General features: G+C 56.5%; 18 protein-coding genes. 9 read left to right on the forward strand and 9 right to left on the reverse strand.

Going from position 1 to position 16,589, the window contains the following annotated elements; all coding sequences use genetic code 11:
* The first annotated feature begins 126 nt into the window (after positions 1–126).
* Together VHB22_RS04740 and VHB22_RS04745 are read left to right on the forward strand one after the other, a co-directional pair.
* Positions 127–306 carry a peptide ABC transporter permease gene (locus tag VHB22_RS04740; protein ID WP_325455812.1) on the forward strand — a complete coding sequence of 60 codons (180 nt, stop codon included), beginning with the start codon at positions 127–129 and terminating at the stop codon, positions 304–306.
* A 143-nt stretch (positions 307–449) separates the two neighbouring features.
* Positions 450–1,655 (forward strand): MFS transporter, encoded by a 1,206-nt coding sequence (locus tag VHB22_RS04745; RefSeq protein ID WP_325455813.1) that lies wholly within the window; start codon positions 450–452, stop codon positions 1,653–1,655.
* Positions 1,656–1,669: 14 nt separating this feature from the next.
* Here VHB22_RS04745 and VHB22_RS04750 read toward each other — a convergent pair whose 3' ends face one another.
* Positions 1,670–3,454: an ABC transporter ATP-binding protein gene (locus VHB22_RS04750; protein ID WP_325455814.1), complete on the reverse strand. Its 1,785-nt coding sequence runs from the start codon at positions 3,452–3,454 to the stop codon at positions 1,670–1,672.
* A 494-nt stretch (positions 3,455–3,948) separates the two neighbouring features.
* Here VHB22_RS04750 and VHB22_RS04755 point away from each other — a divergent pair, with 494 nt between their 5' ends.
* From VHB22_RS04755 to VHB22_RS04770, 4 genes are all read left to right on the forward strand, one after another.
* A complete protein-coding gene (locus tag VHB22_RS04755; protein ID WP_325455815.1) occupies positions 3,949–5,781 on the forward strand; it encodes an AI-2E family transporter in 1,833 nt (610 codons plus the stop codon).
* Between the two features lie 91 nt (positions 5,782–5,872).
* Positions 5,873–6,163 carry a hypothetical protein gene (locus VHB22_RS04760; protein WP_325455816.1) on the forward strand — a complete coding sequence of 97 codons (291 nt, stop codon included), beginning with the start codon at positions 5,873–5,875 and terminating at the stop codon, positions 6,161–6,163.
* Between the two features lie 16 nt (positions 6,164–6,179).
* On the forward strand, positions 6,180–6,683 hold the full coding sequence (locus VHB22_RS04765; protein ID WP_325455817.1) for a hypothetical protein: 504 nt from the start codon (positions 6,180–6,182) through the stop codon (positions 6,681–6,683).
* A gap of 9 nt (positions 6,684–6,692) precedes the next feature.
* Entirely contained in the window at positions 6,693–7,064 is a 372-nt protein-coding gene (locus VHB22_RS04770; RefSeq protein WP_325455818.1) for a hypothetical protein, read from the forward strand.
* Positions 7,065–7,072: 8 nt separating this feature from the next.
* On the opposite strand, the gene VHB22_RS04775 is transcribed toward VHB22_RS04770, so the two are convergent.
* From VHB22_RS04775 to VHB22_RS04785, 3 genes are all read right to left on the reverse strand, one after another.
* Positions 7,073–7,402: a cupin domain-containing protein gene (locus VHB22_RS04775; RefSeq protein WP_325455819.1), complete on the reverse strand. Its 330-nt coding sequence runs from the start codon at positions 7,400–7,402 to the stop codon at positions 7,073–7,075.
* A 21-nt stretch (positions 7,403–7,423) separates the two neighbouring features.
* Entirely contained in the window at positions 7,424–7,786 is a 363-nt protein-coding gene (locus VHB22_RS04780; RefSeq protein ID WP_325455820.1) for an SPW repeat protein, read from the reverse strand.
* 70 nt (positions 7,787–7,856) lie between these two features.
* A complete protein-coding gene (locus VHB22_RS04785; protein WP_325455821.1) occupies positions 7,857–8,306 on the reverse strand; it encodes a DUF2267 domain-containing protein in 450 nt (149 codons plus the stop codon).
* A 485-nt stretch (positions 8,307–8,791) separates the two neighbouring features.
* On the opposite strand from VHB22_RS04785, the gene VHB22_RS04790 reads away from it, so the two are divergent.
* Positions 8,792–10,048: a porin gene (locus VHB22_RS04790; protein WP_325455822.1), complete on the forward strand. Its 1,257-nt coding sequence runs from the start codon at positions 8,792–8,794 to the stop codon at positions 10,046–10,048.
* A gap of 15 nt (positions 10,049–10,063) precedes the next feature.
* Here the strand turns inward: VHB22_RS04790 and VHB22_RS04795 are convergent, their stop codons facing one another.
* Entirely contained in the window at positions 10,064–10,837 is a 774-nt protein-coding gene (locus tag VHB22_RS04795) for a ferredoxin--NADP reductase (protein ID WP_325455823.1), read from the reverse strand.
* Between the two features lie 215 nt (positions 10,838–11,052).
* Here VHB22_RS04795 and VHB22_RS04800 point away from each other — a divergent pair, with 215 nt between their 5' ends.
* Positions 11,053–11,328 (forward strand): PepSY domain-containing protein, encoded by a 276-nt coding sequence (locus VHB22_RS04800; RefSeq protein ID WP_325455824.1) that lies wholly within the window; start codon positions 11,053–11,055, stop codon positions 11,326–11,328.
* A gap of 7 nt (positions 11,329–11,335) precedes the next feature.
* Here VHB22_RS04800 and VHB22_RS04805 read toward each other — a convergent pair whose 3' ends face one another.
* From VHB22_RS04805 to VHB22_RS04820, 4 genes are all read right to left on the reverse strand, one after another.
* Positions 11,336–12,253, reverse strand: coding sequence for a PfkB family carbohydrate kinase (locus VHB22_RS04805; RefSeq protein WP_325455825.1), 918 nt, complete (start codon positions 12,251–12,253; stop codon positions 11,336–11,338).
* A 13-nt stretch (positions 12,254–12,266) separates the two neighbouring features.
* Positions 12,267–12,464, reverse strand: coding sequence for a hypothetical protein (locus tag VHB22_RS04810; protein WP_325455826.1), 198 nt, complete (start codon positions 12,462–12,464; stop codon positions 12,267–12,269).
* A 162-nt stretch (positions 12,465–12,626) separates the two neighbouring features.
* Positions 12,627–14,279, reverse strand: a complete 1,653-nt coding sequence (locus tag VHB22_RS04815) for a carboxylesterase/lipase family protein (protein WP_325455827.1) — start codon at positions 14,277–14,279, stop codon at positions 12,627–12,629.
* A gap of 314 nt (positions 14,280–14,593) precedes the next feature.
* Positions 14,594–15,697, reverse strand: a complete 1,104-nt coding sequence (locus VHB22_RS04820) for a hypothetical protein (RefSeq protein WP_325455828.1) — start codon at positions 15,695–15,697, stop codon at positions 14,594–14,596.
* A 494-nt stretch (positions 15,698–16,191) separates the two neighbouring features.
* Between VHB22_RS04820 and VHB22_RS04825 the strand changes: the two genes are divergently transcribed.
* Complete coding sequence (locus tag VHB22_RS04825) at positions 16,192–16,461, forward strand: hypothetical protein (protein ID WP_325455829.1); 270 nt, start codon at positions 16,192–16,194, stop codon at positions 16,459–16,461.
* Positions 16,462–16,589 lie beyond the last annotated feature (128 nt).

Below are 16,589 nucleotides of genomic sequence, written 5' to 3' on the forward strand. Positions count from 1 at the left end.
GACGGCGGGAACATTAACGAAGAGCGAGCTTTATCGGCGGGCAAAAAAGCGGGGGAAAGAGGGACGCTCCAAGATGACGAAACGGCAGCTGAAGAATGCTCTACATTGACAGAGTGAGATCGTGACATGAAGCAAGGCCGTCCGTCGTCCAGGGAAGAACGCCCGAAGGTCTATTCCGACCAGCGGGCGCGTCAGGGAGACATCATTCTTCGCAAGCCGTGGCAGCGTGTCGTTTTTCTGATCGGTTTAATTGCGCCGTTCGTGCTTCTTCTCGTTTGGCTCGTTGTCAAGCACGGTTCGTCATAAGGACCGTTCGTTTCGTCGGCCCTGCTCGCATAGCTCCTATCGAATTTTCAAATATGGGTGTGCCGTGCGACGCATTCCCGCGTTGCGCGCGGAGGGCGACACCTCCACTCGTCTGGTTCCCAGTAGCAAATGTGGAAGAAGCGATGGACGGAGGGATTGCGCCCGCAACGGAACGAAACGTCGCGCGCTTAAGTTTTGGTTTGATCGTCGCGATGGCCATCGCATGCGGCGTCGCGGTCGCCAACATCTATTACAATCAGCCAATGCTCGGCGCTATCAAACGCGACTTTCCCAACTCGGTGTGGGCGGGCTTCGTGCCGACGGCAACCCAGATCGGCTACGGTTTAGGCTTGTTTCTATTGGTGCCGCTGGGCGACTTGATGGATCGACGGCGTCTGATCGTCGGCCAGTTCTTGCTTTTGGGAGCTGCATCGCTGTGCGCCTCGTTTGCTCCCTCTGTCGTAGCGCTTGTCTTGACGTCGCTGGTTGTCGGGATCTGCGCGACGGTTGCGCAGCAAATCATTCCGTTCGCTGCCTCTCTTGCGACGCCCGAGCGAAGGGGAGGCGTGATCGGAACGGTCATGGCAGGACTGCTTTGCGGTATTTTGCTCAGCCGGCTGCTCGCGGGGTTCGTTGCCACTTATGCAGGATGGCGCGAGATGTTTCGTCTGGGTTTGCCGATGGCAATCGCGGGCGCGGCGGCGATGGCGATCGTATTGCCCCGGAACTATCCACATACGGGCATGAGCTACATCGCTGCGCTCAAGTCGCTCATCCATCTGTGGGCTAGTGAACCTGTGCTAAGGCGGGCGAGCCTGATGCAGGCAGCTGTGTTCGGATCCTTTTCGGTTTTTTGGACCATTCTGGCGCTTCACCTTGAAGAGCCGGAATTTCATTTAGGTGCCGATGCTGCCGGGTTATTCGGCGCCCTAGGCGCGATCGGCGTGTTAGCTGCGCCGCTTGCTGGACGTCTGGCCGACCGGCGCGGCTCAGAGCTTGTGCTATGCCTCGGGGCAGCGCTGATGGTCGCTTCGTGGTTGTTATTCGGTTTTTGGGATTCGTTGTCTGGTTTGATCATCGGCGTGATCGTGCTGGACCTCGGTACGCAGAGCACCGTGGTTTCAAACCAGCATCTCATCTATGCGCTGCGTCCTGAAGCGCGGAACCGGCTCAACACGGTCTTTATGACCGTGATGTTTACCGGTGGCGCGTTCGGGTCGATTGGAGCCACTCTTGCTTGGGAAACGGGCGGGTGGCTGCCGGTGTGCGCCTTCGGCGCGCTTCTCGCCTTGGCCGCGCTGATCATTCAGATGGCTGGGCGCTCCCTCGTCGTGGCTGGTACGACTTGACGTCCGTCCTGCGCTTATATCGCCTGGGCGAGTTCGGCCTTCGGCTGTTCGGCATACTTTGAGAATTGGAGCTTGAAGAGCTGGCTATAAGCTCCGTTCTGCGCGAGCAGCGAGTCATGGGTGCCGCTCTCGATGACTTGGCCGGCTTCGACCACGTGAATGAGATCGGCGTGGAGAATTGTCGACAGCCTGTGCGCGATAACAATCGTCGTTTTGCCCTTCGTCAACTGCTTCAGTTCGCGCTGAATGATTTCCTCGGTACGACTGTCGAGAGCCGAAGTCGGCTCATCGAGAAGAATGATCGGGGCATTTTTCAAGAACGCACGCGCGAGCGATATGCGTTGACGCTGTCCGCCTGAAACTTGGGCGCCAAGTTCGCCCACTTGCGTTTTATAGCCGTGTGGCAGCTTTTCGATAAATTCGTCCGCATTGGCGGATTTGGCTGCTTCGATGCACATCTCGTCGGTCGCGTCTTCAAGGCCCGTGCGAATGTTATCCATGATCGTTCCTTCGAACAGGAACACGTCCTGGCCGACGGTCGTGATGTTGCGGCGCACCGATACTAACGAGACATCTTTGATTTTTTGACCATCGATCGAAATGTAGCCTTTCGACGGTTCGCGGAACCGTTGCAGAAGCGCGAAGATCGTCGATTTTCCGCCGCCTGAAAGACCGACGAGGGCTGTCGTCTTTCCTGCGGGAGCGACTAAGTTCAGGCCATTGATGACCGGCTTTTTCGCGACGTAGGCAAAGGAAACGTCGTGGAATTCGATCTTGCCTGCCTTGACCTGAAGCTCCGGCTTTCCGGGCGGTTCAATCTCCTTCGCGGGCGTATCGAGAAGCTCGTACATCATGCGTACACCTATAGACGCCTGAGTGAGCTGAAGATGGACGCGCGAGAGGCGCCGCGCCGGATCGGCACACAGAAGCAGGGCGGTGATAAACGCGAAAAACTGACCCGGCGTGTCGCCATAATACAGGTTCCGCCAGCCGGCATAGAAAACCACGCTTGCCACTGCGAAACCGCCGGCCGTCTCCATCAAAGGGTTTACGGTCGCGCGGATGCGCAGCATCTTGTTGGTCAATCTCTGGACAGCGTCGATGGCGTTCATCGCGCGCGTCCGCATCTTGCTTTCGAGTTGGAACGATTTGACGACCTGCGCGCCCTGGCTCAGTTCGCGGGTTGCCCGGATGACACCGGAAACGGAATCGACTTCGCTTCTTGCAGCTTTCTGCACGCGCTCCCGCAGCTTCCGAGATGTCAAGGCAATCAGCGGGCCGCCGACCAACGAGAGCAAAGTCATGATCGGATCGAGTACGATCATGGTGATTAATAATCCGGCGATCGTGAACAGGTCGCGGCCGAAGCTCATTGAGACCATGTTCAATACGTCGCGCGTCGATGTCGCGTTATTGGAAATGCGCGTGACGAGGTCGCTCGACGAGTGCTTGTGAAAGAAAGCGATATCGACCTTCAAGAGATGATCGTACATCCGCTTCTGGGTCTCAGCGACAATGCGATTGCCGATCGTTCCGACCAAAACTTCCGAGATATACGCAGCGATGCCTTTCACCACGAAGATCGCCACAATTCCGAGCGTAATCCCCATCAATGCCGCGCGGTTCTGGTGTACGAAGATCGTGTCGATCACGTGCTTCATAATGTAAGCGCTGAGAGAGGTCGTGCCGGCGACGATCATCATCGCAACGATGGCTACGGCGTATTGCGGGGCGTACTCGCGGCCATAGTCGCGCGCGAGGCGTTTTAAAAGTTCCGTGGTCGGCGTTTGCGTTTGCATGCATCTCTCGCTCAGACGGCGATCTTGGTCGATGTCCTGCCTAATAGGGCCGCGGTTGCGTTCAAACTGACGAGGGATTCGCCCTTACAATCATGATGAGCACTTTTTGTGGCATCCCCGCAGATTTTTGTTCCCCGCACCGCCTCAATCGCGGCCGCTTAAGCCTCGGCGGTCTCAAAATCGCAAATCAAGGCTTCCCTACCGGCACGTGCAGCCAGCGACAGTCAAATGTCAATATGGCGAGCGTGTTACAGCTCGCGCACCCTCGAATTGTCGGGTCGATTTTGTGGGGAAGCGCTCGAATTAGGCGCTTTCCCGGGTGCAAATCGCGAACGTCGCCAGGAGGTGAGTCGGTACCCGCTGATGGCTTCTTATGCTTTGGAGGCCTACGAAATTTTGCCGGAAGTGGACACGGTCTTTGTCGGGGCATTCGGCTCCATACGGAACAATGATCGGGGTCGGCGGGTTCAGGGCTGCAGGCTCTGAGGACCACAATGCCGCTTCTCGCGAACTCACTCCGTACCATTTCTGCAGCCCTTATCGTTGCTGCTGCCTTGGTCGCTACTCTCGTCCTCGGGCAAGCTGTTCTTGTCCCGTTAGCGCTCTCGGTAATTTCCTGTTTTGTGTTGGTGCCGGTCGTTCGCTGGCTTGAGAAGCATTCGTTGCCAGATTGGCTAGCGGTCTCTTCCGTCGTCGTCGTTGTGACGGGATTGTTGGTTGGAGCTTCGGTGGCGCTGAGTTCACAGCTTTTATCGCTGGCAGCTGATCTTCCGGATTACCGCAGTAACGTATTGAAAAAAGTTCACACCGTCGTGGGTGGATCGGTACCGAGCGGCGTCGTAAGCCGCGCGATCGATGCCGTTGAATCCTATCAGCAGATGCTCGATCAGGAGTTCAAGCTCAGCGTCAATACGGCTGCCGCTCCGACCTCTCCGCCCGACTCTCAAAAGCAGCAGAACGTCGTCGTCACGCAGGACGGCGAGTCAGGCGCGTGGCGGGGGATCGAGATGCTTGCCGAGCCGGTCGCTCAAACGGCGCTGACGTTCCTTTTCACGCTTTTCCTATTGATGCAATACAAGGATCTGCGCGATCGCGTCGTTCGGGTGTTCGGTACGGACAACATGACCGAGACGACGGCGGCTATGTCGGATGCGGGTGACCGTCTATCCGCTCTTTTTACGGGCCAAGCCATTCTCAATGCATCGTTCGGTTTTTTCGTCGGCTGCGTCTTGCTGATCGTGGGCGTTCCCAATGCGCCGCTTTGGGGATGCGTCGCGTTCGTGATGCGCTTCGTTCCGTTTATCGGCGCTTACATCGCGGCTATCCCGCCTGTTCTGCTTGCTGCTGCCGTCGATCCGGGCTGGACAATGACGCTTTCTACGCTTGCCGTTTTCCTGATCGGAGAACCGATCATGGGGCAGGTGATTGAGCCGTTTTTTCTTGGCAAACGCGCAGGGCTCTCTCCTTTTGCGATGGTGCTTGCGACGAGCTTCTGGACGTTGCTGTGGGGTCCGATTGGTCTTCTGCTTGCGACGCCGATCACGCTCGTTCTGGTCGTGCTTGGGCGATATATCCCCAATCTTGAATTTGTTTCGGTTCTGCTTGGGGATGAGCCGCCGCTTTCGGAGCAGCACGACTTCTATCATCGTCTGTTGTCGGGGGACGCCTATGCGGCTGTCGACCAGATTGAAGAAGCCAAGGAATCCGCCTCGTCGGAAGCTGTACTCGATAATCTGGTGTTTCCCGCATTGGGGCTCGCGGTGACGGATCGCCGGCGCGGGCGTCTCGATGCGGAAACGATCAAGGAATTAGAGGAAACCCTCGATGAGGTTGCGTCAACGGCGCTGCCTTCAGAAGCCAGCGAAGATGCGCGGGTTTTGCTTGTTCCCGTGCGTGGTGCGTTTGATTGTATCGCGTCTCGATTTTCGGCCGGTGCAATCAATGCAAGGTCTTCCGCGACAGCAAACACTATCGTTGGATCGTCGGGACTGACGGCCTTGTCCAGTATCGACGGCGAAGCTGCGGGGTCGCTGCAAAAGGTGGTGTTTGTCACGATCGTCGGAATTGGCGAAAAAGCGTTCTCGTTTCTGGCAACCAAGGCCGCGCAGAAATTTCCAAATGCACATATTTTGAAGCTGGATTTGACCAGGCCGGCGGGCAGCATTTCCGAAGAGTCGCGATCCGGCGAGGAACCGCAATCCTTTAGTCGGTTAACGGACCTTATGTCGGCGTTGAAGCCCTCATCCCAGGTGACAGATTCACCGATACAGTCCCATTCGGTGGCCGTTAGTGCCAGCTATACGCCCGAACTGTCGGGAAGCCATTAGGGCACTTCGTGTTGCTCGGGGACCGGAACAAACAGCCGTGCCCCGAGTTGAAGATCAGCTCAATTCTGAATTCCGTTCCATGAGGTAGACAATGGTACGTCAGGACCCGCCGTCGCAAGCCCGCGCTGCTGCTAACGATTTTGTCGATCGGGTCGCGGATGCGGGAATGCGTGCTGCAGACCAAGTTGGCCGTATGGCTGCTCATGTAGAGGATACGCGCGACGAGCTTCTGGCTCAGGGCGCGCAAATCAGCGCGAACGTTCAAAAGGTCGGAAAGAATTTTTCGAAAGCGCTCGATAAGTCGATTTCGGACCAACCTATGACGACGCTCGGTCTTGCAGTTGTGACTGGCTTCGTTCTTGGCGCCCTCTGGAAGGCCTAGGAATCAGGACACCTCCATGTTTGCGGCCTTGTTCAAGCGCGCCGAGCAGAGCGTCGATTCTGCTCTCGGCGATCTCGGAAATCGGATCCTGATCGCGATCCCTTTTCTGATTGCAGTCGGCTTCGGCGCGGCGAGCCTCACGATGTATCTCGACAGGCTGTACGGGGCAGAGCTTGGGACGCTTATGGTCGCCGGCGTCTTTTGTTTGCTCGGCCTCTGTGCCGCAATCGTCGTTCGCTTACGCAAGCACGCCAGCGTTTCGAATTCAGCTGCCACCGGCGAAGCCGAGCCGGCCGATAAAAAAGCCGAGAATTCCAGTCCGCAATCGATTTTCGACGATGACACTGTCATGGCAGTCATGTCTTCCGCCGCACCGATCGTTATTCCAGCCATGGTGCGAACAGGCTTGAAGAACTGGCCAATTCTTCTTGCGGCCGCCGCGGGCTTGTACGTGGCGAGCAGGTCGGAACATGCGGGCGCAGCAGCATCGCCAGATACACCTTCACCTCCATCGTCCTAAGGAACGCTCATGGACCATAGCACCACCTCATCAGACTATTCATCCGGCCGCACTTCTGGGCAAGACGTTGCGACCCTTGGCGAGAAAGTTCAGGAGACTGCGCGCGAAGGCGTGGACATCCTGAGGGAAAATCCGGTGTTCACACTGGTTGCCGTCGGCGTTCTCGGGTTTGCCATAGGGACACTTGCCGGTCGGTCGTCGGTTAGAAATCGCAACACGCTCGATGCAAATCTCGCCTCATTGCAGCGCGCAATAACTGCTGCACGGTCAGGAGCATCGGACACGGTCGGAAACTGGCGACAGATGCTGAAAAACGAAGGTCTGATGCCAGATCAAATTCCGGGCCGCCTCAAAGAGCAAATTCGCCGTCTGCTCTCGTAGTCTAACGATCAGCGCGGGAATATTATTGTTAGGAGGAGCGAGGCGTCTTCGACACCTCTCAAAGAGTGGCTTTCGCCGCCGTTGAGATAGATCCATTGTCCGGCGCTCAATTCGAGCGTCGTGGTCTGGAGGCCAATCACCACGCGGCCTTCCAGACAGTGCAGCGTGATCGGGCCTGATACGCTGTGAGAGGGGATGTCTTTACCAGCCGGGACCACGAGGCGAACGGCTTCGAAGGCGTCTGATTTTACAAGCGCCGTCGTTTTCGCATTTTGCAGGTTTTCTCCGAGAGGCCCCAGATCGACAACCTCTCCGGATTTTGCGTGATTGATCGCCATGAGCTTCCTTTGTGAAACGGCTTATTGATTACCTTCCGAAACAGGCTGGCGCAATTCGTACAAGCTAAGAGCTGCCACAGCCAGGCCTGCAATAATATGCCAGAGGCGCAGCGAACCATTGGCGGCGTAGTCGAACACGAAGGGAGAGACCGCTATCCAAAGTCCACCGGCCAGCTGACAGATTTCGATCCATCGCCGGAAATTCACGAGATCAGCTTCGGCGAGGATCATGATGAGGAACCCCACAATCGCCGCGTTGACGATGGCTGGAGAGTTGGAGGTTTCTTCAACGATCCAGGGCGCCAGCGCAATCGCGATCCCTAGTATGATACCGAGCCAGTCGTCCCACTCGCGCCGTGAACTTCTCAAGTTCCAATTAGCCATTTCAGCGTCTCTGCCTGTTTAGTCTTCTCAATCTATATCCGCCTCGGCGCAGCAAAAATGCATTGTGAGGTTAGGCGGTCCGCTCCCTAAATGTCTGGGCTGTTTTGGGCCATAATTCCTTCAACTCTGCGGGTAACTGGCCGATAACGTCGGAGATTTCGCCCGGATCGCAGTGATGCGCCAGCAAAGCGAAGACGTCGCGGATTGCTCGCTCGGACGGGACAGCATTCGGAAAGTCTTTTTCGGCGACCTCGTGAACGAATTTCTGCCGCGAGCGGATGCGATGCGCCGGTCTGCGAGGCTGCCAGCCTTCGTAATAGATACCGCGGATCAACGTCGGAAGCTGAGCGCCGAGATCTACGGCTTCTTCCAATGTGAGCCGATCGCGCAGGTGATGAAGTACGGCGCGAAGAACACCGTAAGCTTCCTGAGGATCGGCGAGATCGCCATTGTCGCTCAGCTCTTTGAGCCACTCCTGTGTCTTCTGTACCGTTCGCGCGACCGATGGCGGAAAGGTCATAGCCAAGCCCTCGTTATTTGCTGCGGGCGCCCGCGGGACGCGAGATGCTTCGCCGCTGGATTTCAAAATAGGATAACTCCCCGTCTTCGGTAAGCCTGTGCGGTTGGATTCAGATCCCCTACTGCCGGATTTTGCACGAATTTGCGCCAATGCGGGCGACGATTGCTCGGTGTTTGAACGCTAATTTGAAGCGTTATGACTGCACTTTTGTGCGCGCCCGGGTTTTCCTGGGTTTGTCGTTGCGTTCCGACTGGCACGATTTCTGCTGAGAAGAGACGGACAACGCCCAACGGTGGGCGTGGGGCGAAGCTGCCGCTCGGGCATTGCGCATCACAGCGCGTGTCCGCGGCAGCTTTTTTGTTTTTCCGGTTGGAAACGCGATCCGGCCGAGGAAGGGGGACGCTTTGAACGGACGTCATTTCCCAACAGGTGGGTACGAAATTACGAAATTGGGGGTCGTGCTCTGCCTGCCGATATTCACGGCTATGTTTTTTGCCGCACCGGGTGCGCTGGCCGCCGATCGTGATTCTTGTTGCAGCGATCTCGAAGAGCGCATTGCCGACCTTGAGGTGACAACGGCTCGGAAGGGAAACCGGAAGGTATCGCTATCGATCTCCGGTTATGTCGCACAGGAGCTGACGTGGTGGGACGACGGGGCCGAACAGAATGTTTATGCACATGGGCTCGGTCCAACGCAGGCGACACATGTCAAATTCGTCGGGCAGGCTCAAATCGCCCCCGGCTGGACCGCGGGATACACGCTGCGGATTCAAAATCTCGACGACAATCCGTTTGGGCGTAACGCCACGACAGGTCAGGCCATCAACCAGCTCTTCGATTATTTCTCTCAGGGACTTAATGTGCAGATGTCCTTTTGGTATCTGCGAAACGATCGGTTGGGCGAAATCAGTGTCGGACGGCAAGCGAATGCGTCGAAGAGCGCTGCCATGTTCACCGATCAATCGGGAACGCAGATCATCGACAACTACACATTCTTAGCGGGATTTCCGCAGTTTATTATTCGGAGCGGCGGCGATCTTTTGCCTGCTTCCATGACGTGGGGGCAGCTTGCGTTTTGCTATTCGCAAAACCTGCCGATTGGGGGCGATTGCGATGGGCTGGTAATGAATGCTGTGCGGTATGACTCGCCGGCCTTTGCAGGATTTTCGGTATCGGCAAGCTGGGGCGAGGATGACGATTGGGAAGTTGCTGCGCGGTATGCCGGAGAAATGAACGGCTTTAAAGTCCGGTTGGGTGTTGGGTATTCGGAGAACCTGGATAAAAACGCGAGCGCTCCCGCCGTATTACAACACAAGCACTCCGATTATTTCCAAGTTGGCGGTTACGTCGAACATCTGGCGACGGGACTTTTTGCGCACGCGGCTTATGGAAAAGAAGGCAACAACGATGAACCTTTGACCAGCGGATATACCGCGCCGGACAGCCGCCATTGGTACACGAAATTCGGCGTCCGGCGGAAATGGACGAGACTTGGTACGACGATCGTCTACGGTGATTATGCAGAGTACGATGATCAACTCGGACCCGCCGCACTCGCACTTGGGGCAACGTCGGGCAAACTCACGCGCTACGGTGCCGGGATCGCACAAGAAATTGACGCTGCCGCAATGACCGTCTACGTCAAGGCGCAGCACTACGATGCCGACGTCGCGGGCGCGCCAGAGCTGGCCGATCTCAAAGGTTTGGATTTGATCAGCGTCGGAGGGTTGATAAATTTCTGAAGCTCGAAGGCCGCGCTATTTTTCGACGAAGGCCTTTTCGATCACGAAGTCTCCGGGCTCTCCGGAATTGCCTTCGGTGAAACCCCGCGCGATGCAAAAAGCCTTGAGCTGGTTCAGCATTTCTGGGCTTCCGCAAAGCATCACGCGATCGCGATCATGGGAAAGTTCGGGAAGGCTCAGCTCGCTGAAGAAGTCCGCAGAGCTCATCAGCTCGGTGATGCGGCCGCGATTTTTGAAGGGCTCGCGTGTGACCGTCGGAAAGTAGACGAGCTTTTCGCGAATGGCTTCCCCGATATATTCATCGGTCGGAAGCTCGCGCATGATCCTGTCGCCATAAGCGAGTTCCGAGACTATCCGGCAGCCGTGGACAAGCACGATCTTTTCGAACCGTTCATAGGTTTCCGGGTCGCGAATAATGCTCATGAAAGGCGCGAGCCCTGTGCCGGTTCCCAAAAGATAAAGGTTCCGGCCCGGCCGCAGGTTCGCGACCACGAGTGTGCCCGTCGGCTTTCTTCCGACCAAGATCGGATCGCCCGTCTTAATGTGTTGAAGTCGCGAGGTCAGTGCGCCGTCGGGCACCTTGATGCTGAGGAATTCCAGATAGTCGTCGTAACTCGCGCTGACGACGCTATATGCGCGCGTCAACGGACGCCCGTCGATCTCCAGTCCCATCATGATGAATTGGCCGCTGTCGAAGCGAAGACTTTGGCTTCTCGTCGCTGTGAAGCTGAAGAGCGTGTCGGTCCAGTGTCTGACCGACAAAACGGATTCAGTCGTGAATGCTGACATTCCCCCGGTCCACTTCGTTAACCTAGCAATCTCAATCCAGCGGCCGGTAAACTCTCCGATTTGAGCCCAGAACTAAAGGGCAAACAGGCTTTATTATCTGGAGCAAAACCGCGCGGCGGTGATGCCGTTGCGAAATCGGCACGGCTAGATGCCGGGAACCGGCATCTAAATGAAGCGTTCTGGAACTATTCAAAATCTAGCAATGGAGATCGTTTATGCGTAGTCGCACTGTTTCTGCTCTTGCCGTCGCTGTGCTTCTTGGCACGGGTGCGGCAGCCTTTGCCGATAGCGATGATGTTCCCGGCAGCGACTGGATGCCGAAGGATCAGGTTATGCAGAAGTTGGAAGCGGCAGGATACAGTAACGTGACGGGCCTGCACGCCGACGACGGACACTGGGAAGGCAAAGGTGTGAAGGCTGGCAAGATCACTGAATTTCACGTTGACCCGCACACTGGCGCTTTGACCAAAGAAGAAGTCGACAACGATTGAGTGTGCGTCAGCTTTCTTGAAATTGGGTTCGTATAAATTCTTCGAGTTCAGATTTTGCCGGCAGGCCGGCGCGCGCGCCGAGCCTCCGGCAACTTAGCGCCGCCGCTGCCGCAGCGATGCGGGCGCATTCGGTTTCGTCATAGCTTTTGGCTAAGGCCCAAGTGAAAGCCCCGTGAAAGGCGTCCCCGGCGCCGGTGCTGTCGACGGCCTCGATGCCAAAAGCTGCTTGCTCGCCCGTCTTCCCTTCGTGATTCATCCAGGCGTAGCCCTTTGCGCCGAGTGTTACCCCCGCATGCTGGACGCCTGATTCAATAAGATGCGTCAGGCGCGCGTGATCATCATGGCCGTGGACGAATTGCCGGAACGCGGGTGCGGAAAAGATCGCATAATCGGTCAAACCGATGATTTTCGAAAGCAGCATTCCACTTCCCAGGTCGATGTCCAGAACGGTCGGAATGCCAAGTTTGTGTGCGGTGCCGAAAACGAGCCGCGTGCCTTCTAGCCATGTAAGGTCGCTGAAGACCACGCTTGCAGCTTCTATGTCCTGTGCGGGGAGCCAGTCGGCGCTTAATGGTAAGTTATGATCATCTTCGCTGACGATCAGGCGCTCGCCGCGTGAATCTACGATCACAGCGGCGGTTGGCGAGCGTGACGTATTGAATGCTCGGACATTTTTGGTATCTACGCCGATCCGACGAAGTTGCTGAACGACGATTGCGCCGGCGTCGTCGTTTCCGATCCGGCTCCATAGGGAGACTTTGCCGCCAAGCTTCGCGATGGTTGCCGCCGCGTTCGCGGCCATGCCGCCGCCGCTCGCGATGTGTTCGATGGCGCGGAGCTTCGTCGGCGCATGCGGAAATTTATCTATCTTATAGACGTAGTCGAGTGCGGCGTGTCCGACGGCGATGATACGCTTTTCGGTCATGAGGCCAGGACTGCTATTTCCGGCAAACGCGGCGGCCTTTTATCCACCAGCAATGGTGGTGGCCCCAGTCGACGAGAACGATCCGGGATGGCTGAGCTATCGTCGTCGCTCCGTGGCTGCCGAGGACGGCGGTTCCGGCTTGTGCAGATGTCGTAACGATGCCGAGCGCTATTGAAGCTGCGGCGACTGTCGCGGCAAATCCAGTCTTCATCTTTGCTCTCTTCTGCTTGCCTGTCTTGATTCGATTTCGAATCTTAACACGCGACATGCTTTTTCGGAGAGCTGCGTTATGGCAAATCGACGGCGCTTGGTATGAACGGACTCAGGGGCCATGCCGCGCTGAACATGGCCCCTGAGAGTTCAAGCTATCCGTTTACATAGTCGGATAGGTGATCTGGGTATCCCAGAAATCACACTTGTAAGCAGCTCGGTAGTCGGCTTCCGATTCCGTCGCGAGCGGCGTATTCTGATTAAGGAAAGTGACGGAAGATCCAGCCACCTTCGGCCATGGCGAATTGCCGGAGCCGTTGGGATTGCCGGTCGCAGCAAAGTTCGTCCAGGCGGCTACGAGCTGATCCGACAGGGTAACTTCCGCACCTTGAAGATCACGCGGAAGGCCCGTGGTCTGGTCGAGGTTTACGCCCAAGTTGCCGCCGTGCCAGTTCTGGAAGAGGAACTGGATATCGGAGGTGTGGTAGGCGAGCGGCTGGAAGCCCGGCATTTTGGGGAAATAATAGGGCGCGTTTTGATAGGTGAAGTCGTACGCATACGTCTTCATCTGCGGGCCCCACAATTTCAGGACATGTAGACCGGCACATTTGCCGCGATCCGTGGTGACGCGGTCGTACGCCAACTGCGTATTGCCGCCATAGTTGCTCAACGGATATTGGGTCGCGAGATCGCCGGTGACCTTCGCATTGTACTGGTCCACTGTCATCGGCACTTGCGGTGGGCCGGAGAAGTACTCCGTGATGCTTATACCGAAATTGCCTTCATCTTTCGTGGCTCCGCCCATGGTCGGCATTTTGTTGAAGCGGCCGGTCGTCCAGGCGGCCTCGGGCTGAATTGGAATGATCGTACCGTCGACAAATGGGCCGTTGATGTACGGACCATTGGCGTTGGGCGTCCCCTGGAGCTGGAGGATACGCGCCGCCGACAAGTTACGGAGGCATTTGGCAACGTTGCCGCCTGTGCATCCCGCCGCCGTAGCGAAATCATTGCCTTTCTGAAGAGCCGTGGCGGCAGTTGAAAGCGAAGACAGCGGGGAGCTTTCGTAGATTGCGCGATTGAAGAGGCCGGCGGCCAAGGGTGACAGCATGTTTGCGCCGGTGTCTTGCGCACCTGCCGACTGACCACCAAGTGCAACTTTCGTCGGATCTCCGCCGAATTTAGCAGCATTTCGCTGGACCCAGCGAAGGACCGCCTGAATGTCGAGAATGCCGTAGTTGCCCCAGAGGTGGCCTTCGTTGTTTAGCGCTGTCTGCGATAAATAGCCGAAGAGGCCGAGGCGATAGTTGAGGACGACAACGACGGTATCCTTGCCGTTGGGGCCGCCCGTGGCGAGCTTGCTGGCGTCGTAATCGTTAGACTCACCATCGACGTTGCCGCCGCCGTGAATCCATACGAGCACGGGTTTTTTGTGTCCCTTGTTCGAGGTCGTGAAGACGCTGAGATACAGGCAGTCTTCGTTTATGCTCGATGGGCCTGCGAACGCGCCAAGCTCGGTAACCTGCGGGCAGGAACTCTTATAGTGCGTGGCATCAAGAACACCTTTCCACTTCTTGACGGGCTGAGGCGGCTGCCAGCGCAGCTTGCCGACGGGCGGGGCCGCGTAGGGGATGCCCAAGAAGATGTTGACTCCATCCTTCGTGTATCCCCGAACTTTTCCCTCGATGGTATTCACCGTGGGACCGTCATCTGCCATGGCGGGCACCGAAATCATCGCTGCGGCAGCCAGCAAAGAGGACGCAAGTATTCCTTGGCGCCACGACCTACGTCGTGGGCCTACGCCGATCACGCTTTGCATTTAGAGTCTCCTTGAGAATAAACTTGTTCTTATTTGCAGACCGTTTTCCCCACTCCGAAATGTCGAGAACAGTTGGTTTGCGGAATGAGGTTGTTTGGCTCGCTTAGTGAACGACATTCCTGTGAGCCGGCGCTTTCTTCTGCCTGATCGCAAATATTTTCTACGGTGTGAGAGAACCAAACTCGTCGCCGCGTGCAATGTCGGGCGGCGTACCGGAGCGGCTTTGCGGGATATTCGCGAGATTTTGTAAGAGATTGCGTTCCGTCGGAACGGCTTCGAAACGAAAAACACGAACACGTGAATTTTGCGTGCCGCTATCGGAGCGTCTCAAAGAGAGAAGCCATGTTCTCTGCACCCTGCAACTCGGCTTCCGATTGCATTTTGGCGTTGGTCGCAGCGAGCAATTTGGAGACGGTATTATTCATGCCGGCGACGGGATTGCGTTCGTAACCGCCGCGCTGAAAGAAGTTTGAGGTCGGGACCTGGGCGCGCATATCTTTCGGCATCAGAACCATATCGAAGCCGTTGCCATCGCCAGTCAAATTCATCATTTCGAGCTCCGCGGCCGACAGCGGCGACGCGTATCCATGCGCCTTTGCGAATTTGATAGACGTCAATAATTTTCTGACTTGCAATAACGGCCCGATATCGATGTCCAGGTTCAAGGCATGAATGCCCAGTCCTTTCGGTGTGTCAGCGAGGCGAGCGTGCAGATTCCAGCGGTCCGGAACACTGCGGCTGAATGCAATCATTTTCTTCAGTGCGGAGATTTTGTGCAGCAGCGTCAGCTTGCGGATTCCGTGAGCGGCGGCCACTTTGCGATTTAGCGCTGCGAGAAATTCGCCGCCTGCTTCGGCCAACAGTTCGACGCTGTTGGTCCCAAGAAGCTGATTGTATCCTAAGGCCGTCGTGATGGCGCGCGCGCCCGGTGTATTATATTCCAAGCCCGCCTGAACATCATAGGTTCCGTTGCCGCCGGATTCAAAAGCATAAACGTGGACGCACTGCTCCCTCGTGAGACCGACTGCCAACGCCGCCTCGATGTAAGCGCGCTGATAATCGGCTTCCGTTGCGGGCCTTTCGGGGACGAAACCGAATTGCTCTTTTGCATTCTTCAAGAAGTCGGCGACGACCGGCACCGGCTTGATGCGGGGCGACGATATGTTTGGGTTCTCCGGTTCCGGCGGGCCGGTATAAATGGGCGGCTGTTTCAAAACGTAATCGGCGAGCGACGTCGGTGTTCCGCGTAGCAGTTTCTTGATGCGTTTCGAGCGCTTCTCTTTGACCAAATTCCAGTATGCTGCCGCCCGTTTTTCATAAGGTTGGCGTGCTTGACGATAGTCGGAAAGCTTTGTGCGGTAGATCGCTATTTTGTTTTGGGCATCTCTGTCGTTGCCATTCGCTGCCCCTGCCGACATCGCCGAAAGCATCGCGAAGCCCAGAAATGAGGCTCGCCAAGCGACGTTTGTTGACCTGCTCGTCAAAGACATCAAAGCCAAACGGAGTTCCCAAAAATATGTGGAGACATCGATACCGCACTTATGAGCTTCCGATTTCGTTTTTCAAATGGCGGCGCAAGCGAGGTCGCATTTGCGCGCCTCGCCGCTTGGCGCTGGCGACGCTGCGGGACACACGCCGGCACCACTCTGAGTCCGGCAAGTGGACATGCCGTTCTCAGTTTTCGAATTCGAATTGTGGTTGAGACGTTTTCCCGCCCGGCTCAATCCGGACTTTAGAATTCGATGGTTTACAATCTGTCAACGGATGAATTTTGTGATTTTGTCGGGTCTCAGTTGGCGCGCCCTTTGCTTCCGAGTGTTGCGTCAGATGATTTTGGCGTCGACGACTTCTTGCGGTTTGAACGCATCGTCACGTCATTTCACCATTTCCCGTCTGGATCAGGAGCACAGCGATGAGCGACGATCAGCAAGTTATCGCGCAAGCCGACGCCATTCGTGAGATTGCGCGCGATTTGGGCGTTACTTCAGTGGACGTGACGATCTCTTTCATTTCACACCGGACGCTCAGCATTCAATTCCGAGACAATCAGGGGCGCCGTCAGGAACTTTTTGTGCCGCTTCGGGAGCACACGTCCCGTATTCGGAAGACGATGCGCCTCATTGTGGGACCGAAGATGGAGCCAGAGGTGGTGTCTCGACCACATCTGGTCGCGGCTGAATAGACTGGCAAATTTCACGCCTTATAGATAAAGGCTCCTAGTCTCGCTGCCGCGAGTTCGCGGCAAGCTGATTACTCAGAAGAAAAAAACATTCTTATTAGTTGACGAGCGTGCGGCAATCTGGTTACGTC

Source organism: Hyphomicrobium sp. (genome assembly GCF_035548195.1).
Classification (GTDB): domain Bacteria; phylum Pseudomonadota; class Alphaproteobacteria; order Rhizobiales; family Hyphomicrobiaceae; genus Hyphomicrobium_B.